This window comes from Kribbella sp. NPDC051586, assembly GCF_044453965.1.
Taxonomy (GTDB): Bacteria; Actinomycetota; Actinomycetes; order Propionibacteriales; family Kribbellaceae; genus Kribbella.
The window spans coordinates 951,577-972,029 of record NZ_JBITDF010000004.1; the positions used below are offsets into that span (position 1 = coordinate 951,577).

Consider the following 20,453-nt stretch of genomic DNA (forward strand, 5'->3'; position numbering starts at 1 on the left):
GCCATGTTCCGCAACGTCTTCCTGAAGTCGCTGTACGACGCCCGCCGCGGCCTGATCGGCTGGTCGATCGCGATCGCCGTCCTGGTCCTGCTGGAGTGCGCACTGTGGCCGTCGGTCCGGGACATGCCGGACCTGAAGCAGCTGTACCAGTCGTTCCCCGAGGAGCTGCGCAAGTTCTTCAACCTCGACGCGATGACCACCGGGAACGGCTTCCTCAACGCCGAACTGTTCACGCTGATGCTGCCCGGGCTGTTCCTCGTCTACAGCATCGGCCACGGCGCCCGCACGGTCGCCGGTGAAGAAGAACGCGGCACCCTCGAGCTGCTACTCGTCACCCCGGTCTCCGGCGCCCGCATCGTGCTCGACAAGGCGCTCGCACTGGCCGTCTCGGTCCTTGCCCTGGGCACCGTCCTCTTCGCGGCGACCAGTATCGGCAGCGTGATCTTCGGTCTCGGGATCTCCGCATCGGCCGCGGCGAGCGGCGCCCTAGCGATGACGCTGCTCGGCCTCGAGTACGGCGTACTCGCGCTCACCGTCGGCGCCGTCACAGGCCGTCGTACCACGGCGATCGGCATCGCAGCTGCGGCCGCCGCCGCGGCGTACGTGGTGTACGCCGCCGGCCTGATCCTCCCGCGCTTCGAGTCCTGGCAGCCCTACTCCCCCATCCACCAGGCCTTCCACAACGGCCCCCTCGGCGCCGGCCTCCAACTCAGCTACCTCTGGCTCCTCGCCGGCGCGATCGTTCTGACCTTGTTCGCCCTCCCGGCACTCGACGGCCGCGACATCTCCACGGCTCACTGACCATGCCCGGACTGCCCCGCCGCGACCTGCTGGCCACGCTCCTGATGGTCGCACTGCTGGCCGTCCATCTGCCTTTCGTTGCAATAGGCAACCGAGCGGGGGGCTGCCTGTCGTTGCTCCTGATCGGCGCTGCCATCCTCGTCCTCGCTCCCGCCCTGCGCCCGGATCCCGCAGGTTGGCTCATCACGTTCCTTGCGGTCGCATCCACGACCACCGGTGCCCTCGTCATTGCCTTACCGACGTCGGTGGTCCTCGCGACGATCTCCGTCGCCGCGGCAGTGGTTCTCTGGTCCGTCAGCCTCGCCGAACACCTGACCTTCTCCACACCTGAGGAGCCTCACGATGACCCTGTCGGTTCCACTGCCGCTGCACGCCGGTGACGAGATGGAGCGGCTCGCGCGCTTCCTGCGCGATGTCCGTTGGACTGGGACGATCGAGGCCGGTGCCATGGGGCCCGACAGCCCGGCGATGACCGCGACCGGCGAAGGCCGGCACCATACGATCCAGGAGGGGCTGTGGATCGTCGGTGACTACCAGCAGGACCAGTTCCTTGCCGACGGCACCTTTATCCTGCACTGGCAGTTGCACTGGGTCTCCGGGTGGGATCCACAGTCCGGTGAGTACCGTGCCTCGGTCGCCGACAACTACGGACACCTCGAGATGCTGTCGGGCCGGATCGAGGGTGACCTGCTCACCTTCCGCAGCATCGGCCGCCCGCCCATCCGCACCCAGCTCTCGTGGCACCTCGTCGACGACAACACGATGACCTGGCGCAACGAGGTCTCCATCCAGAACAACCCCTTCGAGCTGGTCGAACAGTACGTCTGCACGACGCTCGCCTGATCACGTCAGGTACGTCGGCGGCGGAGCAGGCGCCAGAGTTCGTCCGCGCCCCAGACCACGAACGGGAAGACCGCCAGGACGGACAGCTGCGAGGCGGGCGGGACGGCGGTGCCGAAGATGTTCTGGAGGGCCGGCACTGTCACTACCGCGGCAGCGAAGACCACTTCGAACGCGATGCCCCACAGCAGCAGGCGGTTCGTCGTCAGCCCGATCGAGCGCAGCGACGCGTACTGGGTCCGGGACGCGAAGGCTGTACCGAGCTGGCAGGCGACGATGCCGAGGAAGGACATGGTCGTTGCCTGAAGCCACAAATGGTGGAACGCCGTGCCGCTGCCCGTCGGGTCGCCAAGGCGCCAGCCGCCCGCGAGAAGGGTCCAAAAGAAGACGCCGACGACCAACCCTGCCGACAGGCCGCCGAGCAGGCCCCACGCGCGGGCCAGCATCGGGCCGTCGATCACCCCGTCGGTCCGGTGCCGCGGCGGCCGGTCCATCAGACCTGGCTCGGCCGGCTCACGACCGAGGGCGAGAGCCGGGAGCGTCTCGGTGCCGAGGTCGATGGCCAGGATCTGCAACACGGTCAGCGGCAACGGGACCCGGCCGCCGGACAGTGCGTAGATCAGGAACGGCACTACCTCGGGAGTCGCGTGGGCGAAGATGTAGACGATGAACTTGCGCACGTTGTCGTACACCCGGCGACCCGCTTCGACCGCTGTGACGATGTCGGCGAAGTTGTCGTCGGTCAGCACCATCGTGGCGGCCTCCCGCGCGACATCGGTGCCCGAGGCACCCATCGCGACGCCGATGTCGGCCCGGCGCAGCGCCGGTGCGTCGTTGACACCGTCACCGGTCATCGCGACCACGTGGCCCTGCGCCTGCAGCGCATCCGCGATCCGCAACTTCGCCTCGGGAGAACTGCGCGCGAAGATCAGCTCGTGCTCGGACGCAAGCAGGCCGTCCAGTTCGCGTTCGCTCATCCGGTCCAGCTCGGCGCCGGTCACGACCGTGACGCCGTCGTGCGTGATGCCGACCTGGCGGGCGATCTCCGCCGCGGTCAGGCCGTTGTCGCCGGTCACGACGATCAGCCGGATCCCGGCCGCCTGACACTGCCGGACGGCGTCCGCCACCTCGGGTCGTGGCGGATCGAGCATCGCCACCACCCCGAGGAACACCAGATCCTGCTCGACGTCGGATCGCGCTGCCGTTCGGCCGGCGGGCCGGTCGGCGACGCCGATCAGCCGAAGTCCGCGGCCTTCGAACTCCGCGAACTTGCGGGCGAACTCGGTCCGGAGCTCGTCCGTGACATCGGCGACCCCGAGGCTCCCCAGATACTGCGTCGAGCGGGCCAGCACCTCCTCCGGAGCGCCCTTCACATGGACCACTGCGTCGTCGCCGGCCGCGTCGACCGTGGACATCAACCGCAGAGCGGGATCGAACGAGAACTGGGCGATCCGTCGCCGGCCCGCGATGCCGGATCCAGGTCCGCGCCTAGCTCGCCCGCGGCCCGAAGCAACGCCACCTCGGTGGGGTCGCCACTGTCGGTCCCGGCCGGGTCGTGGGACGCGTTCGAACACAACGCCAGTGCCTCGGCCAGACGCCGTACCTGAGCCGTCTCGGCGGGGCGGAGCGGCACCGGCCCCGCCGGGGTCCACACGTCCGTCACATGCATCCGGTTCTGTGTCAACGTGCCGGTCTTGTCCGTGCAGATCACCGTCGTCGAGCCGAGGGTCTCCACCGCTGACAGCCGCTTCACCACCGCGCCCGCTCGCGCCAGGATCCGTACACCGACAGCCAGCGCCAGCGTGATCGTCGGCAGCAGCCCCTCGGGCACGTTCGCCACCAGCAGCCCGATCGCGAAGTTGAGTGCGTCCGGCAACGACAGCCCAGCGACCGTCGTACCGAGAACCAGGAACAACACGCCGGCACCGACGGCAACCGCGGCGATCAGCCAGGCGACCCTCTTGACCTGCCGCTCCAGCGGGCTGTCCTCGCGCGTCACCCGCTGCGACATCGCCGCGATCCGGCCCAGTTCGGTGTGCATCCCGGTCGCGAACACGACCCCGCGGGCATCGCCGGCGGTGCAGTTCGTCCCGCTGAACACCAGATCGCAGGCGTCCAGAAGGTTGCCGGATGCATCTGTCTGGTCGGCCGACCGGACCACCGGCACCGACTCACCGGTCAGCGTCGAGTTGTCGATCTCGACCGCCCCGGCCACCAGCCGCACATCGGCGGAGATCCGGTTGCCTTCGGCAATTGTCACGATGTCGCCGGGTACCAGCGTCCGGGCCTCGACGGTGCGGACGTCGCCGTCACGCACCACGGTCGTCAGCACCGGCAGGTACGCCGCCAGAGCCTCGACGGCGCGCTCCGCCTGACGCTCCTGCGCGAACGCGAGTCCGGCGTTGAGCAGGATCACCACGACGATCGCCGCGGCGAGTACGCCGGTACCGCCGAGGGCCGCGAGCACCGCGGCCAGCCACAGCAGCAACGCGAGCGGGTGGGTGAGCTGCCGCCCCAGCTCACCCACCCAGCCATTGCCCCGCCGTCGCGTCAGCTCGTTCGGTCCGTAGGCCTCGAGCCTGCGCTGTGCCTCGCGGCCGGTGAGGCCGTTCGCGGAGGTCCGCAGATCGCGGAACAGCCGGTCGGCCGGTTCCCTGGGATCGCTCGTCAGATCCGCGGCGGGCACGTCTGTCGTGGTCACCGGCCTGTTCTCCTAGTAGAAGGTCGCGCCGGTGGCGCGGGTCGTGTCGTCGAATCGCCACGTCAGCTCGTTGCGAACCCCGACGACGCCGTCGACACCCGAGATCTGTTCGTCGGCGAAGGTGGCCGTACTGCGTTTGTCGACCTGGCCGACCAGTGTCACGACGCCTTCGAGGACCGTGACCTGCACGGCGAACGGGTCGTCCCACAGATGCCGGTCGACGACGTCCCGCCGTACCCTGGCCAGAATCTCCTTGTCCGGCGCGAGGAACGCGCGCAGCAGGTCCGACCGCGTGACGATGCCTGCGATCTCGTCGCCGTCCATCACGACCAGCCGGGTGATCTCGTGTGCCGCCATCAGCCGGGCGGCCTCGTCAAGCGTGCAACCGCCCTCGACGGTCACCGCCGGACTGGTCATCAGCAGGTGCGCGGTCAGTGCGTCCGCCTTGGCCCGCGTCTTGCGGTGCAGCCACGGCCGCCGCGTCGTCCGCTGGTACTGCTCCTTGCGGAGCAGGTCCGTCTCGGAGACGACACCGGCGACGCCGCGATACACGCTGCGAACCGGTACGGCGCTGATGTGGTGCTCGGCCAGAACGGCCGCGATCGCCTTGAACGGCGTGTCTTCTGCGATCGTGACGACCTCTTTGGTCATCACGTCCGCGACAGTCAGTAGGTGACTCATCATGACTCCTTGTGCCGGCGGACGATCGCAACAGGCGAGTCCGCATGATGGAGAAGGCTCTGGCTGACGGATCCCAGCAGCAGGCCGGCGACTCCGCCGCGCCCACGGGAACCGACGACAACGAGCGAGGCGGTGTCCGACAGCGCGATCAGCTGCGTACTGGCCCGGCCCTCACGGATCGACGCGCGTACTTTCACCGACGGGCACTTGTCCCGATACGGCTCGATGCTCTCGGCCAGCCAGTCCGTCAGCAGCTGGTGAGTGCTCTCGATCGCCTCGTGGTGGTCGGCCTGCGGATGCCAGCAGTGCACGACTTCCAATTCCGCACCGCTCCGGGCGGCCGCCTCGAAGGCGAAGGCCACGGCCTCCTCGGAGTCCGGGGATCCGTCGGTGCCCACGACGACCGGTCCGGCGCGAAGTTCGCCCCGGACGACGACCACCGGGCACGGCGCCTTCGACGCCACCGAGGTGGCCACCGATCCGAGGACCGCGGCAGACATCTTGTTGCGTGACCGGGTTCCGACGACGACCATCTCGGCGTTGTCCGCCTCGATCAACAGCGCCGAGGTCGGATCGGAGTCCGCCAGCCACCCGGAACCGCCGTCGTACCCGAGCCGGTCGCGCGCGTACCGCACCGCGTCGTCCAGCTCCCCCTGGTACTTGTCCAGCGCCACCGGCGGTGCAACGTAGCCGTCCATCCCGATCGCCGGCCAGCGGCTCACCTCGTCGAGGTAAGCGCGGACCACCCGGACCGGCGCCTCGGCGGCCTTGGCCGCCTCGACCGCCCAGCGCAGCGCGATGTGGCTCTCGGGTGTGTCCCCCACACCCACAAGCACGTACTTCTTCATTGCTCTGTGTCCTTTCACGAGCTCGGGTGCTGGACGAGGATTTCCTTCAGCCCGTCGACGAAGGCCAGCGACTCGTCGTACCCGCGCTGCCAGACGTTCCGGCCGAAGATCAGGCCCAGACCGCCGGCGTCCATCGCCTGCGCGGCCTTGCGGTACATCGCGTCGTCGCCGGCCCGCTCGCCGCCCGAGACGAGCACCAGCGTGCGGTTCGCGGACCGGACCACGCCGTCGATCGCCTGCTGGGGCGCGAAGATCTCCTCGTACGGCGGCTTCACGTTGTCGCGTTTGTCCGGGTGCGGGAAGTTGACCTTGACCACGTCCGCGCCGAGCTCGCTCGCCACCCGGGCTGCGTAGTCGACGGCGTAGAACGAGTCCTTGCCGCCCTTCGCCTCGATCGCCTCGCCGCGCGGATACGCCCACACGACCAGCGGCATGCCGAGCCGCTCGGCGTCAGTCCGGATCTTCCGATACTGCGCGAAGTCCGTCTCCTGCGCCGGCGATCCGACGTACAGCGTGTAGCCGACCGCGTCGGCGCCCAGCCGCACTGCGTCCTCGACACTCGCGTGCACCGGCGACAGCGCCGCTGCGTCGGACGGGATGTCGGTCTTGCCGTTCAGCTTCAGGATTAACGGGATCTCACCGGCGTAGTCCCAGAAGAACTTCTCCGCCAGCCCGATCTGGATCGCGATCCCGTTGAACTCACCGGCGATCGCGAGCTTCATGATGTACGCCGGGTCCGAGGCCTCCGGGTTCGCGAAGAAATCCCGCGGCCCGTGCTCGAGTCCCTGGTCGTACGGCAGGAACAGCGCCGTACCGTTGCGCAGGCCGTGGTCGAACAAGATCCGCCGCAACCGTGCCTTCTTGCCGGCGTTCAAGCCGAGCTCACCCAATGACGGCCGGGTCTGCATGATGGTCACCTCCAGTCCTTCGACGCCCCGGGACCAGGTGGTCCCGGGGCCCATCTCCAATCTCGTCCTGTCGCTGCCCTCAGTGCAGAGGCGACCGGCCCGGTTCCACCGGGACCTTGGACCAATGGCCCGGCGCGAACGCCGGGACCGCATCACCGGGGAACTCGGCTGCCAACGGCACGAAGCCGTTGGACTGTTCGGCCTCGGCCACGTTCGTCTTCACCGCGAAGAAGCTGTCCGGCGTGACCGAGATCGAGTCAATGCCGCTGTGCACCAGGAAGGTCGCGAACGCGGGGTCGTCGCTCGGCCGCTGGCCGCACAGCCCGACCTTCCGGCCGAGTCGGTGCGCGGACCGGATCAGGTGCTCGATGCTCCGCGTCACCGCCGGGTCGCGTTCGTCGAAGAGCGTCGCCAGCGTGTCCGAGTCGCGGTCGACCCCGAGGGTCAGCTGCGTCAGGTCGTTGCTCCCGATCGAGAACCCGTCGAACCGCTCGGCGAACTCGTCGGCCAGGATGATGTTCGCCGGGATCTCCGCCATCACGTAGACCTGCAGGCCGTCCACGCCGCGGCGCAGGCCCTCGCCCTCCATCACGGTCAGGACCCGGTGCGCCTCGCCGAGCGTCCGACAGAACGGGATCATCACGACCACGTTCGTCAGCCCGATTTCGTCACGGACCTTGCGCAGCGCCCGGCACTCGAGCGCGAAACCATCCTGGTAGCCCGGGCTGTAGTACCGGCTCGCTCCCCGCCAGCCGATCATCGGGTTCTCCTCGGTCGGCTCGAACCGCCGGCCGCCGATCAGGCGTGCGTACTCGTTGGTCTTGAAATCGCTCATCCGCACGATCACCGGATCGGGCCAGCGGGCCGCCGCGATCCGCGCGATCCCCTGGGCGAGCTTGTCGACCAGGTACGCCTCGCGGTCCACCGCACCGCCGGTGGCCTCGTCCACCGCACGCTGCTCCTGCGGATCCAGGTCGTCGTAGTGGATCAGCGCCATCGGGTGCACCTTGATGTGGTTGCTCACCACGAACTCGATCCGGACCAGTCCGACGCCGTCGGCCGGCAGTCGCCACCACCGGAAAGCGGCTGCCGGATCGGCCAGGTTGAGCATCACCTTCGTCCTGGTCTTCGGCAGGCTGCCGAGGTCCAGGTCGGTAACGTCGTACTCGAGCTGACCTTCGTAGACGATGCCGCGCTCGCCCTGCGCACACGACACCGTGATCTGCTGGCTGTCGCGCAGATCCTTGGTGGCCGACCCGGTTCCGACGATGGCCGGTACGCCGAGCTCACGGCTGACGATCGCCGCGTGCGAGGTCCGCCCGCCGTGATCGGTGACGATCGCGGCCGCCCGGCGCATGATCGGCTCCCAGTCCGGGTCGGTGATCCGGGTGACCAGGATCGAACCGTCGACGAACCGCCCGATGTCCGCGGCGGAGTCCAGCAGACAGACGTTGCCATCGGCAATCGCCTCGCCGACCGCCAGGCCGCTCACCAGTTGGCGGCCGGTCTCCTTCAGCCGGTATGACCGCAGCGACGCGGCTTCCCGGCGGGTCTGCACGGTCTCCGGACGAGCCTGGACCAGGAACAGCTCACCGGTTCGGCCATCCTTCGCCCACTCGATGTCCATTGGCCGCCCGTAGTGAGTCTCCACCGCGAGCCCCCACCGGGCCAGGCGCAGTACGTCGTCGTCGTCCAGCGCGAACCGGCTGCGTTCGCCCGCGCTGGTGGCAACCGTCTTCGTGCCGCCGGAGTCGTCGTACACGACCTTGATCTCCTTCGCACCGAGGCGGCGCGACAGGATCGGGCGCAGGTCGTCCCAGAGGATCCGCGGTTTGAAGACCAGGTACTCGTCCGGGTCGACCTGGCCGCTAACCACGGCCTCGCCCAGTCCCCAGGCCGCGCTGATCTGCACGACGCCGGGGAACCCGCTGTCACTGTCCAGCGTGAACATCACACCGGAGCTGCCGAGGTCCGAGCGCACCATCCGCTGGATGCCGATCGACAGCGCGACCGCCGCGTGGTCGAAGCCCCGCTCCTCGCGGTAGCTGATCGCCCGGTCGGTGAACAGCGACGCGTAGCAGCGCTTGCAGGACTCGAGGAGTTCCGCGAAGCTCGCGACGTTGAGGAACGTCTCCTGCTGGCCGGCGAAGCTCGCGTCCGGCAGGTCCTCGGCGGTCGCGCTGCTCCGCACCGCGACCTCCGTTCCGTCACCGCCGAGTCGCTCGTACGCCGTACCGAGCTCGGCCACCAACTCCGGCGGCAACTCCGCCGCGGCGAACGCGCTCCGGATCTCGGATCCGACCGAAGCCAGCGGCGCCTTGCCGCGATACCGCCTGATCTGCCGGTCGATAACCGGCCGTAGGCCGCTCGTGTCGACGTACTCCCGGTACGCCGCAGCGGTCGTCGCGAGGCCCTCGGGCACCTTGATGCCTTCCGGACCGAGCTCCCGCAGCATGATCCCGAGCGACGCGTTCTTTCCGCCGACAGTGGCCAGATCGGTGCCGGCCACGTCTGTCAGCCAAACTGTCCTGGGCTGATCCATGTCACTTCTCCTTCATCTTGTCGGGTCAGTCGGGCGCGCTGATCGCTGTGATCGCGAACGCCTCGACGCCCTGGTAATGGCCACCGGTGGAGGCGACGACCACCACGGCCGGATCGGTCGCGCCCTGGAAGGTCACCTGTGCGGACCACGGCTGGTTCTGCCCGCCCGCCGCGACGCAGCACGACGTGCCGAGCCGATCGGCCGTGGACGCTTGACGTACGTCGACCCGGATCGCCTCGTCGACGCCGGTGATCCGCCCGGCGACGGTGAGCGGCGAGCTCGCCACCGCGCCGTACCGGGGTTGGGTCAGCGTCAGGCTGGTGTCGCGGGTGCCGACGACCTCCCACGGCGCGTCGTTCCCCTGGCCGAACCGGGCGAGGTGGATGACCGCGGCAACCGATGGCGGGTTCGTGTCGGCCCGGTAGCCGACCGAGACGAAAGCCTCGTCACCTCGGACGGACCGCGACACGACGAGGTTGATCTCGTCGAAGCGGAGGAAGCCGGTGGTGAACGACAGCGCGGTCTGCCCCGGGTCGAGGTGCCAGGGTTGTTTGCCGCCGGAGCGGTAGGCCTCTTGCCAGGCCGCCGCAGCGTCCTCGGAGGTGAACGGCCACAACGGCTGGTACCGGAACATCCGCCGGGCCGGCGTACTCGCAGACGGGCTCGACGACGGTTCCGGAGTAGCCGTAACAGTCACGGTCGGCCCCGGCGATCCGCCGGACGACGCACCCGAATCGTTGACCACAACAGCCATCACCACAGCCAGCGCCACAATCGCCAGACACGCGACCGCAATCGCCCACCGCGCCCGCACGCCCCGGACAACCCGATCGAATCGCCCTCCAGAACCTGATTCGCTCATAACCGTGCTCCCCTCATATCTCCACCGTCGATCGCGGGCAGACGGTTGAGCAGGGCCGAACGTCCCGTCACCGGTGGGGCCGACGGCCGCGTCGATGACCTCGCCCGCGGCCTCATCGCGACCGGCGCAGCTGTCAGGAGCGCTCGCGGAACATGGTGATCGCGCCGCTGGGGCATTCGGCCGCGCACAGGCCGCAGCCTTTGCAGAAGTCGAGGTCGATCTCGTAGCCCTTGCCGGGGCCGAGTTTGATGATCGCGTTGTCCGGGCAGACCCCGAAGCAGTTGTCGCACTCCATGCAGTTGCCGCACGACATACACCGTCGAGCCTCGAACAGGGCGTTTTCGGCGGTCAGCCCGTTCGTGACCTCGTCGAAGGTGGTGATCCGGCGGGCCAGGTCGAGCTGCGGCCTCATGGTCGCCGACGCGTCCGCGTAGTACCAGGTGTTCAGCCGGTCGTACGTCGCCAGCTCGGGACGCGCCGGGTGCACGTACCCCGAGCCGCGCAGCCAGGCGTCGATGTTCCGCGCCGCCTGCTTGCCATGGCCGACGGCGATCGTGACTGTCCGGTCGCCGGGCACCATGTCTCCGCCGGCGAACAGACCAGGCCGGCCGGTCATCATCGCCGGGTCGACCTCGACCACGCCATGGCTGACGGTGACCTCGGCAAGGTCCCGCACCAGTTCGAGATCGGCCTGCTGCCCGAGCGCGAGCACCACCGAGTCGGCGTCGAGCTCCTCGAACTCGCCGGTCGGCTGCGGGAACCCGGTCTCGTCCAGCCGCATCTTCTCGATCCGCACGCGGTCGGCCCCGGCGTACACGATGGTCGACAGCCACCGCATCCGGACGCCTTCCTCCAGCGCCTCCTGGACCTCGATGTCGTGCGCCGGCATCCGTTCCCGGGTACGGCGGTACACCACGACCGCATCCGACGCACCGAGCCGGCGAGCGGTCCGGGCGACGTCCATCGCCGTGTTGCCGCCGCCGTACACCGCGACGCGACGACCGAGCAGCGGTTGCTCACCCTTCTCCAGCCCGGCGAGCATCGAGACGGCGTCGACGATCCGCGCCGAGTCGCCGGCCGGGATGTCCGCCCGCCGCCCGACGTGCGCACCGACGGCCAGGAACACCGCGTCGAAGTCCACCAGCTCGCCGCTCAGGTCGGTCACCGCGGAGCCGAGCTCCAGCCGCACGCCCAGATCGACGATCCGCTGGATCTCCGCGTCCACGACGTCCCGCGGCAACCGGTACGACGGAATGCCGTAGCGCATCATGCCCCCGGCCAGCGGCGAGTCGTCCCGGACCGTGACCTCGTGGCCGAGCCGTGCGAGGTGGTACGCCGCGGACAGCCCGGAAGGACCCGCACCGACGATCAGCACCCGCTTCCCGCTCGGCGCTCCCTCGACGGACATCGACCAGCCCTGCTTGATCGCCTCGTCCCCCAGGAACCGCTCGACCGAGTTGATCCCGACCGGTTCGTCCAGGGTGGCCCGGTTGCAGGCGGTCTCGCACGGCCGGTAGCAGACCCGGCCCATGATCGCCGGGAACGGGTTGTCGACCATGATCTGACGCCACGCGGCCTCGTAGTCGCCTTCCTCGGCGTGCGACAGCCACTCCTGCACATTCTCGCCGGCCGGACAGGCGTCGTTGCACGGCGGCATCCGGTCGAAGTAGACCGGCCGCTCGGTGCGCCAGGATCCGGTCTTGTTCGCCAGACTGGACCCGACGTCGAGGGTGATCGCGTAGGGATGGTGCTTGTTTGCCTCAGGCATCTAACTCACCTCGTCGGGTTCGGTCAGGCCGAAGGTGCGGATGTTGCGGTCCGCCTCGGCCTGGATCCTGCTGATCACGTCGTCGCGCGGGGTGTCGCCGAACAAATGCGCGAACCGCCCTTGCGGTCGCAGATAGTCGACGACCGGGCGGACCAGGCGGATCCGGGACACGTCGGTCACCTCGCCGTCGACCGCCTCGAAGACCGGGAAAATGCCGGTCTCGGTCGCCAGCCTCGCGATCCGGATCGTCTCGTCGGAGGCGGTCCGCCAGCCCAGTGGGCACGGCACCAGCACATGCAGGTATCGCGCGCCGTGGTACTCCATCGCCTTGGTCGCCTTGTACTCGAGGTCGCGCAGGTCCGCCACGGTCGCGGTGGCGACGTACGGGATCCGGTGGGCCATCGCGATCAGCGGCAGGCTCTTGCCCTGCCCGAACGAGTTCCCGGCCGGCGTCGTTGTCGTCACTGCCCCGTGCGGGGTCGCTCCCGATCGCTGTACGCCGGTATTCATGTAGCCGCCGTTGTCGTAGCAGACGTACAGGACGTCGTCGTTGCGCTCGAACATCCCGGACAGGCACGCAAGACCGATGTCGACCGTGCCACCGTCACCGCCCTGCCCGACCACGCGAACGTCGGTGCGTCCTTTGGCCTTCAGCGCCGCGGCGACACCGGTCGCCACAGCCGGCGCGTTGCCGAACAGCGAGTGCAGCCAGGCAACCCGCCACGAGGACTCCGGGTACGGCGTGGAGAAGACCTCCAGGCAACCGGTCGCATTCACCGTCACCGCCCGGCTGCCGGCCGCCCGCATCACCGCGTCGAGCACGTACCGCGCTCCGAGCGCCTCTCCGCACCCCTGACAGGCCCGATGGCCCGTCGTCAGCGAGTTCGTCCGCTCCGGGTCGGCCTGCACCGCCCGCTGGTCAGGATCGAGCAGCCGGTTCCCCACCGCGAAGCTGCCCGTCTGGTAGAACTTGATCCGCTGCACTGGCATGGCGAAGTCCTCTCAGCTCAACTCGTGCTCGACCACGTCGTGCTTGAGGTCCAGGAACGTCAACGGCTCGAGCCGATCGGCGACTGCCTCGGTCAGCATCGCGCGCAGCGAAGCCTTGGTCACCGGCCGGCCGCCTAGTCCCGCGACCACCGTGACAATCGTTGCCTCCGGCAAACTCCCGCGGACGTCTGCCGACACGATCCCGCCGACACCCACCGCGAGCGCCCGCTCGAGCACGACGATGCGTCGTGCACCGCGGAGTACGTCCCGGACGGCCTCTGAGGGGAACGGCCGGAACGTGGTCACCCCCAGCACGCCGATGCTCTCGCCCTCGGCCCGCAGCTCGTCCACGGTGTCCTTCAGCGTGCCCAGCACCGACCCCAGCGCCACCACGACCGTCTCCGCCCCCAGGCATCCATACGGCGTGACCAGGCCGCCGGAGCTGCGCCAGAACTCCCGCGCGAAGTCGTCCGCAACCCGCGGAATCACCTTCAGCGCCTCAAGATGCCGCGCGTGGGCGAGATACCGGACCTCGGTGAAGGCGTCCGGCCCGACCATCGCCCCGATAGTCATCGGGTTGTCCGGGTCAAGCACCTGCCGCGGCTGGTACGGCGGGAGGAATGCGTCCACCTGCTCCTGCGACGGTACGTCAATGCCCTCGACAGCATGGGTCAGCACGAAGCCGTCCATACACACCATCACCGGCAACGACAGCTCCTCCGCGATCCGGAACGCCTGCACATGCAGGTCGGCCGCCTCCTGGTTGCTCTCGGCGTACAGCTGGATCCAACCGGAGTCGCGCTGAGACATCGCATCGCTGTGGTCGTTCCAGATGTTGATCGGCGCGCCGATGGCCCGGTTGGCGACCGTCATCACGATCGGAAGTCCGAGGCCGGACGCGTTGAACAGCGCCTCGGTCATGTACAGCAGGCCCTGACTCGCGGTTGCGGTGTAGGCGCGGGCGCCCGTCGCCGACGCGCCGATCGCGACCGACATCGCGGCGAACTCGGACTCGACGTTCACGAACTCGCACGGCGCAAGCTCGCCGTTGGCGACCAGCACACTCAGCGCCTCGACGATATGCGTCTGGGGCGAGATCGGATAGGCGCAGATCACCTCGGGACGGCAGCGTGCGACCGTCTGGGCGACGGCCCGCGATCCTGCAATCTGTGAGCGCATCAGCGGCCTCCTCGAGGGTGGAACGAGCCCGGTCATAGGCGGCGCGCACGGCCGCGACGTTGCCAGCGGCAACAGGTCCGGAGAATCTGTCCTGCACGACCGCGACCACCGAGTCGACCTGCACCTGCCCGGTCAGCGCCGCGAAGGCGCCCAGCAGTACGGCGCCGGGCAGCGGCCGGCCCAGGTGGGTCAGTGCCAGCTCGGTCGCCGGCACTGTCAGCACCCGCCCCGGCCTGAACCGCTGCACGAACGAGTCCAGTCCAAGCTCGGCGAGCGAACGTGATGTGTTCAGCAGGAGGTACCCGTCACTTCTCAGACCACCGAAGACGTCGGTGTGATGGATCAGCGTCGCGTCCTGCACAATCACGGCGTCCGGCGCGGCGATCGGCTCATGCGCCCGAATCGGACGGTTGTCGATCCGGCAGAAGCCGACCACCGGCGCACCGGTTCGTTCCGATCCGAAGGTCGGAAACGCCTGTGCCTCCCGCCCTTCGGCGAACGCCGCGACCGACAACAGTTCGGCCGTCGTCACTACTCCCTGGCCGCCCCGGCCGTGGATCCGCACCTCGAACATCGCAGTCACCCGAGCCGGGAGACGGCTGTGGCGCGGCCACGGGCAGCGATGGTCACCGGCGGCGGCATCCAAGGACGGACCTCGACCGTGTAGAGCTCGCCGGTGCGCCCGTCCTTCGCCCATTCGAGGGCCATCGGGCGGCGGAAGTGCTTGTCAGCTCTCGCGGACCAATCGGCCAGCTCGACCAGCTCGTCGTCGGTCAGCACCAGCCCGCCACGCTCGTCCAGCGTGGTCGGCACCCGCTGCGTTCCGCGCGGGTCGGCGTACACGACCTTGGTCAGTTTGGCGCCGCGGTGCTTGACGATCAGCGGGCGCGAGCCCGGGTGCACGGAGTACTGGTCGGCGCCGGTCGCCGTCGGTTCGCCGAGGCCCCAACGGGCGCGGACGCGGACGAAGGTGCTCTCGCCACGGGCGGTGCCGGAACTGCCGATGTCGGCACGCACCATGGTCTGCACAGTCACCGGCATCGCTGCCCGCAGGTGATCGTCGCCAGTCGCCTCACGGTGGCCGACAGCAGCCATCGAGAACAACGCCGCGAAGCATCGCCGCACGGCGGCGACCACGTCAGCACCCGTCCGCAGGTGCAGGAAGACCTCCTCCTGCAGCTCGTCGGCCGGCTCGACCGGACTGCAGCGCACGATGACATCGGCACCGTCCCCGCCGAGCTGCTCGTAGCCCGCGACGATCTCGTCGACCAGAGCAGGCGGCAGCTCCGCGTCACGGAACGCCGAACGGATCTCGGCAGCCGCCACGACCAGGTCGCGACCGGCCCGGAACCGACGGATGGCCTGCGCGATCGACGGACCGAGCCTCGCCTCGCGGACGAACTCCCCGTACGCCGCCGCGGTCACGACGAACCCCTCCGGGATCCTGATCCCGGCGTCGGCGAGCTCTGCCAGGCGGGCGGTCTTCACGCCTACCTGCGTCGGATCCAGATCGCCCGACAGCCAGACGATGTTCATCATTCCTCCTGTTACCGCGAGAGTTGCCGCGAGAATCACAGCGAGGCGGCGACGAGCTCGGTCAGGTCGACCAGGCGGCTCGTGTAGCCCCACTCGTTGTCGTACCAACCGAAAACCTTGACCAGATGGTTCTGGACCTGCGTCAGCGGCGCGTCGAAGATGCACGACGACGGGTCGCCGACGATGTCACGGGACACGATCGGATCGGTCGTGTAGCGCAGGATCCCCTTCAGCCGTCCGGCCGCGGCCTCGGCGAACGCCTCGTTGACGATCTCGACCGTGACGGCCTCGGCGAGCTGCACGGACAAGTCGGTCAGCGAGCCGTCCTCGACCGGGACGCGTACGGCGACGCCGTCGATCTTGCCGGCCAGGTCGGGGATGACCAGCCCGACCGCGCGGGCCGCACCGGTGCTAGTCGGGATGAGGTTCGTGGCACCCGAGCGGCCACGCCGGAGGTCCTTGTGCGGCGAGTCGAGCAGTACCTGGTCGTTGGTGTAGCTGTGGATCGTCGTCATCAGACCACGCTCGATCCCGAAGGCCCGGTGCAGCACCGACACCATCGGCGCGACGCAGTTCGTCGTGCACGAGGCGTTCGAGATCACGTCGTGGCGCGCCGGATCGTAGTCGTCCTCGTTCACGCCGAGCACGACCGTCGTGTCGACGTCCTTGCCCGGCACCGACAGGATCACCTTGCGGGCTCCCGCGAGCAGGTGCGCGCCGGCGGCGTCGCGGGTGCGGAACTTGCCGGTCGACTCGATCACGACCTCGGCGCCGACAGCACTCCAGTCGAGCCGGACCGGATCACGCTCGGCGGTCGCGCGCAGGGTGTGCCCGCCGACCGTGATCGTGTCGTCGGTGTGACCGACCTCCTCCTTGAGAGGCCCGTACGTCGAGTCGTAGCGCAACAGGTGCGCGAGCGTCGCCGGCGCGGCGACGTCGTTGATCGCGACCACCTCGATGCCGCTGGATCGCCGTTCGAGCACGCAGCGCAGGTAGTCCCGCCCGATGCGCCCGAACCCGTTGATCCCTACTCGTACGCTCATGATCGACCCCTCAGTCGGTGTTGTCCGTCGTACTCATTCCACCGGCGGGCGCGGGGGCCCGGTCAGGGCCGAAGGTCCCGCCTTCGGCTGCCGGACGGCCGCCACCAGGACCAGCGCCACGCCCAGCAGGAGGACGATGCCGGCGCTCGTGATCACCGCGACCCAGGCCCACGACAGGGCCGGCGCGGTCGCGCCCACATCCGCCTGCACACTGACGTCCGGGCTGCCGTCGGCGGCCATGACGACCAGGGTCCAGTCACCGTTCTCCAGCGGCCACGTGATCGTCTGCTCGCCTGCGCCGGATGCCTGGACCCGCCAGATCTTCAGCGTGGTGGGCGCGCTCGACGGCGCTTGCCCACCATGATCGTCGTACGTCGTCCGGTGCGGCCCGACTGCCTTGACGGTCGTGTAGCCAACGCCGGCCAGATAGGCGCGCACATCGCTGGAGTTCGCCAGCCCGACGAACACCGGCGTGCCGTCGGTGGCGCTGACACGCACCCGTGCGTCACCGAACCAGCGATGCGGCAGCGTGGCGCCGCCCGAGGCGATCGTGAGGTTCTCACTCGTCAGCGCGTATCCCGTCGTGCTCAGGGTCACCTGGTCCGACGTCACGAAGCCCGCGGCGTCCCGACGGCCCTGGTCCAGCCAGGCCAGCGCTCCCCCGACGGTCAGACCGACAACCGACGCCAGCGTCACCACGATGCCCAGCACCAGGGCGACGGTCTGCCCCACCGACATCCGCAACTCCGGTTCCCGGGGCGGCCGGCTCGGCGGTGGCGGCTCGTGCAGCTTCGTCGTACCGGGATCGTCACCGCCCATGTCCAGGCGGAACGGCGGGTACTGGTCGACCATCAACCCGGCGTACGCCGCGACCCGCAAAGCCCAGCGGTTCATCCCGAGCACCAGGTCGAACACCGGTCGCGGGTACCGCCCGGTGAACAGCAGTACGATCGCCGCCACCAGGACCAGCAGACCAACGAGCCCGCCGCTCCAGCCCCATGCCTGGTTGTCCGCCTGACTCGCGAACCAGGTCCCGCTGCCGACGAAGAACCCGACCACGATGTAGTGCGGGATCGCGAGCAGCCACCACTTCACCAGCACCAGTCCGCGGGACAGGTGCTCGGGATACTTGACCTCCAGATGCGCCGGGTACGACGGCACGTCGCGCAACGTGAACGGCGGATACTTGTCCGTACCGAGCGCGCCGTACGCGTAGAACTGCACCCGCCAGGTCCAGCGCAGTACTCCGACGTTGAAGTCGAAGATGCCGCGCGGATACCGCCCGGTGAACAGGATCGCGAAGAACGCCACGAAGCTCAGCAGCGCGAACGCGATCCACAACGCCGCGAGCACGAACAGGTGCGGGATCACCAGCACCCATTTCACCAACCACAGCCAGCGATTCAGCCGCTCGTCGAGTCTCCCGTCCACCTGGACGGGGTACGTCGTCGTACTCATCACACAGCCTCCCGTCACTCGTTCCTCAAGGCCAGCCTCGAGCCACAGCGGGCTCTCGAGCAGAGCCGAAGGTCCCGCGCGGAGCACGTCTTGCTGCCCTGACCGGCGGACCGCCGGCGGCGCACGGTGAGAGTGAGGAAAGGAGGCAGTCATGGACGACAGGACCCTCGTCGATCGCACGACCCCGCGGACCGACGACGAGCTGCGCGAACAGGCCGTCACCGAGCTGCGCAAGCGGCGTGAGCTCGCCAGTCACCTGACCGCGTTCGTCCTGGTGAACACCTTCGTGGTGATCATCTGGTACGTCAGCGGAGCCGGCTTCTTCTGGCCGGTCTTCCCGATCTTCGCCTGGGGCATCGGCATCGTCTTCCACGCATGGGACGTGCTGTGGCCGCAACCGACGGAGACCGCGATCCGCAGCACGATGGAGCGGATCGCCCGCCGCCGCTGACCGAACGCCCAAGGGCCGGCTCGAACGAGCCGGCCCTTCTCTGTGGGTACGACGGTCAGCGCTGGCCGCGGAGCCAACGGGGAGCGACGGCGTCCCACTCGCTCTCCCACGCCCGGGCACGGCGACGATTCAGCGGTACGCAGGCCAGGCGGAACGCGCCCCAGAGCAGAAGCCAGGACCCGACGACGGTGATGAATCCGATGGTCGCGCCGTAGGCCACGCTGTCGGCGGCCGAGTGCGGCGCGGACGCGATGGCTCCGGTCCGGTCCAGCCAGATCATCACCGGGACGTCCGCCTTTGTGCCGATCACGACAGGCGCCATACCTTCGCGGGTGATCCCCTGCTGATCGATGTACCGCACCTGAACAACTGTCACCATGGCGCCCGGAGTGGCCGGCACCTGGCCCTCTGTGCTCTGCAGAGTGCGGCCCGTCGTCTCGTGCAGCACCGCACGTTCCTGGTCTGCCGACGCGTTACTCGCGTTGCGAAGCCCGGTCCCGACAGCTGCGCCGACGACGACCATCAGCAGCGCGGCGACGAGCGCCGACCACAGCAGACCTGCTTCGAGCCGGTCGACTGGCCGGCGCAGCGGATTGCGGCCGAAGCTCAGACGGCGGGCCTGCATGAGCACCCGCTGCTCCCCGGAACGTTGCTTGACGGTGCTCATGACGACCTCCCCATACCGCTCACGATTGGACGCAGGGGACCGGCTCACCGGACCGGGTCCGTCTTGACGACGGTGGGTCTCGTGGCCTCTGGCCACCTTTGTCGGTCCGCTTCCGGCGAGCCGGTCATCTCCCCTGCACCTACAGATTCGCCCAGCCGGCGGGGTCGTGGTCAGGGCCCAAGGTCCCGAGCCTGCAGACCACTCGGCCCACCGTCAGTCGCCGAGCAGCACTTCGCCGATCGGGCGCCGCGGCGTCGGCGGGACCGGTGTGCCGTACCCGAACCGGATCACCGTCTGCGGGCGCTGCCACGGACCGAGCGGATCGTTGATCTGCCCGCGAAGCTCCTCGTGCTCGATCGCCTGGTTCAGCAACGAGGTCGACACGCCACGCGCGGTCGCCTCGAGCAACACGTGCTCCAACGCCTGGCCGGCCCGCAACCACTCGATCGGGCCGTCGTACCGCGTCGCGAGCACCGCCAGCTGCGGCTCCCGCTCGAAGTCGGCCACCGGGCGGGCCATGTCCGCGTCGGTGGCGGCCATTTCGCGCACCACTGGGTTCCCACCCGCAACGCGCGAGCCCAGTGCACTCGACGGGACGCCGTCGGCGTCCCGGTCGCCACCGATCCACCGCCGGCGCTCAGCGGTCCTGGCCGCATCCTCGTCGTCGGCTGTCGCCGCCTCGTTCGTTGCTATCCGCAACCACCAACGCCGGGTCGGCTTGTTGATCCACTGCAGTACCGCTCCCTCGACCTGCGCGCACAGACCGAGCTGGACCCGCAGCTGTCCCGGCAGACGCTGCTCGGTGAACGGCTCACGGTTCGTCCGGCGTTCGGTCAGGTACGGCGCGAGCGCGGCCATCGGCCCGTTCGGCGGCCCGCCGAGCTCCACGACGGCGACCAGGTCCGGCCGCCGCTGATCGACCAGGTGACGCACCTCCGAACCCGTCCCCAGAGCCGCGGCCGCCACCCGCAGGTTGAAGATCGCCGCGCCGAGGGACACGAACAACATCCGCCGGGACGGATCCTCGGCCGGCAGCTCGCGCTCCCGGTCCCGATACACCTCGACCGTCCGGCCCACGAACCGGAACCGCCACGGCTGCGTGTTGTGCATCGACGGCGCCGCCACCGCGGCAGACAGCAGGGCGTTGCGATCGTCCTGGGTCAGCTTGTCTTCCATCC

At 69.2% G+C, this 20,453-nt stretch carries 19 protein-coding genes and 1 pseudogene; 4 read left to right on the top strand and 16 right to left on the bottom strand.

Features of this window, described 5'->3' with window-relative positions:
• Positions 1-3: 3 nt before the first annotated feature.
• Genes ACIA58_RS31410 through ACIA58_RS31420 form a run of 3 tightly spaced genes read left to right on the top strand, consistent with a single transcriptional unit; the run spans position 4 to position 1,644 of the window.
• On the top strand, positions 4-801 hold the full coding sequence (locus ACIA58_RS31410) for an ABC transporter permease subunit (protein ID WP_396407428.1): 798 nt from the start codon (positions 4-6) through the stop codon (positions 799-801).
• Between the two features lie 2 nt (positions 802-803).
• Entirely contained in the window at positions 804-1,181 is a 378-nt protein-coding gene (locus tag ACIA58_RS31415) for a hypothetical protein (RefSeq protein ID WP_396407429.1), read from the top strand.
• The gene (locus tag ACIA58_RS31420) at positions 1,144-1,644 is read left to right on the top strand and encodes a DUF1579 family protein (protein ID WP_396407430.1); all 501 of its coding nucleotides are present in this window, start codon (positions 1,144-1,146) and stop codon (positions 1,642-1,644) included. The genes ACIA58_RS31415 and ACIA58_RS31420 overlap by 38 nt, the downstream gene beginning before the upstream one ends.
• 5 nt (positions 1,645-1,649) lie before the next feature.
• On the opposite strand, the gene ACIA58_RS31425 is transcribed toward ACIA58_RS31420, so the two are convergent.
• The 14 genes and pseudogenes from ACIA58_RS31425 to ACIA58_RS31490 all read right to left on the bottom strand — a co-directional run bounded on the left by ACIA58_RS31425 (position 1,650) and on the right by ACIA58_RS31490 (position 18,157).
• Positions 1,650-3,056, bottom strand: coding sequence for a cation-translocating P-type ATPase (locus tag ACIA58_RS31425; RefSeq protein WP_396407431.1), 1,407 nt, complete (start codon positions 3,054-3,056; stop codon positions 1,650-1,652).
• Complete coding sequence (locus ACIA58_RS31430) at positions 3,056-4,342, bottom strand: HAD-IC family P-type ATPase (RefSeq protein ID WP_396407432.1); 1,287 nt, start codon at positions 4,340-4,342, stop codon at positions 3,056-3,058. Before ACIA58_RS31430 ends, ACIA58_RS31425 begins: the two co-directional genes overlap by 1 nt.
• A gap of 12 nt (positions 4,343-4,354) precedes the next feature.
• Positions 4,355-5,023 carry a CBS domain-containing protein gene (locus ACIA58_RS31435; RefSeq protein ID WP_396407433.1) on the bottom strand — a complete coding sequence of 223 codons (669 nt, stop codon included), beginning with the start codon at positions 5,021-5,023 and terminating at the stop codon, positions 4,355-4,357.
• Positions 5,023-5,871 (bottom strand): universal stress protein, encoded by an 849-nt coding sequence (locus ACIA58_RS31440; RefSeq protein WP_396407434.1) that lies wholly within the window; start codon positions 5,869-5,871, stop codon positions 5,023-5,025. Before ACIA58_RS31440 ends, ACIA58_RS31435 begins: the two co-directional genes overlap by 1 nt.
• A gap of 14 nt (positions 5,872-5,885) precedes the next feature.
• Entirely contained in the window at positions 5,886-6,779 is an 894-nt protein-coding gene (locus ACIA58_RS31445; protein WP_396407835.1) for a class I fructose-bisphosphate aldolase, read from the bottom strand.
• Positions 6,780-6,858: 79 nt separating this feature from the next.
• Positions 6,859-9,321 (bottom strand): phosphoenolpyruvate synthase, encoded by a 2,463-nt coding sequence (gene ppsA, locus ACIA58_RS31450; RefSeq protein ID WP_396407435.1) that lies wholly within the window; start codon positions 9,319-9,321, stop codon positions 6,859-6,861.
• Between the two features lie 25 nt (positions 9,322-9,346).
• Positions 9,347-10,075, bottom strand: coding sequence for a hypothetical protein (locus ACIA58_RS31455; protein WP_396407436.1), 729 nt, complete (start codon positions 10,073-10,075; stop codon positions 9,347-9,349).
• A gap of 241 nt (positions 10,076-10,316) precedes the next feature.
• Entirely contained in the window at positions 10,317-11,951 is a 1,635-nt protein-coding gene (locus ACIA58_RS31460) for an NAD(P)-binding protein (RefSeq protein ID WP_396407437.1), read from the bottom strand.
• Positions 11,952-12,941 carry a thiamine pyrophosphate-dependent enzyme gene (locus ACIA58_RS31465; protein ID WP_396407438.1) on the bottom strand — a complete coding sequence of 330 codons (990 nt, stop codon included), beginning with the start codon at positions 12,939-12,941 and terminating at the stop codon, positions 11,952-11,954.
• Between the two features lie 12 nt (positions 12,942-12,953).
• Positions 12,954-14,120 (bottom strand): transketolase C-terminal domain-containing protein, encoded by a 1,167-nt coding sequence (locus ACIA58_RS31470; RefSeq protein ID WP_396407439.1) that lies wholly within the window; start codon positions 14,118-14,120, stop codon positions 12,954-12,956.
• Between the two features lie 40 nt (positions 14,121-14,160).
• Positions 14,161-14,817, bottom strand: a pseudogene (locus tag ACIA58_RS31475) (2-oxoacid:acceptor oxidoreductase family protein); the annotation flags it as partial.
• Positions 14,700-15,656 (bottom strand): PEP/pyruvate-binding domain-containing protein, encoded by a 957-nt coding sequence (locus tag ACIA58_RS31480; protein WP_396407440.1) that lies wholly within the window; start codon positions 15,654-15,656, stop codon positions 14,700-14,702. The pseudogene ACIA58_RS31475 and the gene ACIA58_RS31480, both read right to left, overlap by 118 nt.
• Positions 15,657-15,691: 35 nt before the next feature.
• On the bottom strand, positions 15,692-16,699 hold the full coding sequence (gene gap, locus ACIA58_RS31485) for a type I glyceraldehyde-3-phosphate dehydrogenase (protein WP_396407441.1): 1,008 nt from the start codon (positions 16,697-16,699) through the stop codon (positions 15,692-15,694).
• Positions 16,700-16,732: 33 nt separating this feature from the next.
• Entirely contained in the window at positions 16,733-18,157 is a 1,425-nt protein-coding gene (locus ACIA58_RS31490) for a DUF4389 domain-containing protein (RefSeq protein WP_396407442.1), read from the bottom strand.
• 151 nt (positions 18,158-18,308) lie between these two features.
• Here ACIA58_RS31490 and ACIA58_RS31495 point away from each other — a divergent pair, with 151 nt between their 5' ends.
• Complete coding sequence (locus ACIA58_RS31495; RefSeq protein ID WP_396407443.1) at positions 18,309-18,608, top strand: 2TM domain-containing protein; 300 nt, start codon at positions 18,309-18,311, stop codon at positions 18,606-18,608.
• A 55-nt stretch (positions 18,609-18,663) separates the two neighbouring features.
• Here the strand turns inward: ACIA58_RS31495 and ACIA58_RS31500 are convergent, their stop codons facing one another.
• Both ACIA58_RS31500 and ACIA58_RS31505 read right to left on the bottom strand, forming a co-directional pair.
• Positions 18,664-19,275, bottom strand: coding sequence for a hypothetical protein (locus ACIA58_RS31500; RefSeq protein WP_396407444.1), 612 nt, complete (start codon positions 19,273-19,275; stop codon positions 18,664-18,666).
• Positions 19,276-19,488: 213 nt separating this feature from the next.
• Entirely contained in the window at positions 19,489-20,451 is a 963-nt protein-coding gene (locus ACIA58_RS31505) for an Acg family FMN-binding oxidoreductase (protein WP_396407445.1), read from the bottom strand.
• Positions 20,452-20,453 lie beyond the last annotated feature (2 nt).

Coding starts and splice junctions, on each gene's coding strand:
- ACIA58_RS31410 (WP_396407428.1), top strand. CDS start 4: ATGTTCCGCAACGTCTTCCTGAAGTCGCTGTACGACGCCCGCCGCGGC.
- ACIA58_RS31500 (WP_396407444.1), bottom strand. CDS start 19,275: ATGAGCACCGTCAAGCAACGTTCCGGGGAGCAGCGGGTGCTCATGCAG.
- ACIA58_RS31435 (WP_396407433.1), bottom strand. CDS start 5,023: ATGAGTCACCTACTGACTGTCGCGGACGTGATGACCAAAGAGGTCGTC.
- ACIA58_RS31505 (WP_396407445.1), bottom strand. CDS start 20,451: ATGGAAGACAAGCTGACCCAGGACGATCGCAACGCCCTGCTGTCTGCC.
- ACIA58_RS31420 (WP_396407430.1), top strand. CDS start 1,144: ATGACCCTGTCGGTTCCACTGCCGCTGCACGCCGGTGACGAGATGGAG.
- ACIA58_RS31490 (WP_396407442.1), bottom strand. CDS start 18,157: ATGAGTACGACGACGTACCCCGTCCAGGTGGACGGGAGACTCGACGAG.
- ACIA58_RS31425 (WP_396407431.1), bottom strand. CDS start 3,056: ATGTCCACGGTCGACGCGGCCGGCGACGACGCAGTGGTCCATGTGAAG.
- ACIA58_RS31495 (WP_396407443.1), top strand. CDS start 18,309: ATGGACGACAGGACCCTCGTCGATCGCACGACCCCGCGGACCGACGAC.
- gap (WP_396407441.1), bottom strand. CDS start 16,699: ATGAGCGTACGAGTAGGGATCAACGGGTTCGGGCGCATCGGGCGGGAC.
- ACIA58_RS31445 (WP_396407835.1), bottom strand. CDS start 6,779: ATGCAGACCCGGCCGTCATTGGGTGAGCTCGGCTTGAACGCCGGCAAG.
- ACIA58_RS31480 (WP_396407440.1), bottom strand. CDS start 15,656: ATGAACATCGTCTGGCTGTCGGGCGATCTGGATCCGACGCAGGTAGGC.
- ppsA (WP_396407435.1), bottom strand. CDS start 9,321: ATGGATCAGCCCAGGACAGTTTGGCTGACAGACGTGGCCGGCACCGAT.
- ACIA58_RS31415 (WP_396407429.1), top strand. CDS start 804: ATGCCCGGACTGCCCCGCCGCGACCTGCTGGCCACGCTCCTGATGGTC.
- ACIA58_RS31440 (WP_396407434.1), bottom strand. CDS start 5,871: ATGAAGAAGTACGTGCTTGTGGGTGTGGGGGACACACCCGAGAGCCAC.
- ACIA58_RS31470 (WP_396407439.1), bottom strand. CDS start 14,120: ATGCGCTCACAGATTGCAGGATCGCGGGCCGTCGCCCAGACGGTCGCA.
- ACIA58_RS31455 (WP_396407436.1), bottom strand. CDS start 10,075: ATGGCTGTTGTGGTCAACGATTCGGGTGCGTCGTCCGGCGGATCGCCG.
- ACIA58_RS31465 (WP_396407438.1), bottom strand. CDS start 12,941: ATGCCAGTGCAGCGGATCAAGTTCTACCAGACGGGCAGCTTCGCGGTG.
- ACIA58_RS31460 (WP_396407437.1), bottom strand. CDS start 11,951: ATGCCTGAGGCAAACAAGCACCATCCCTACGCGATCACCCTCGACGTC.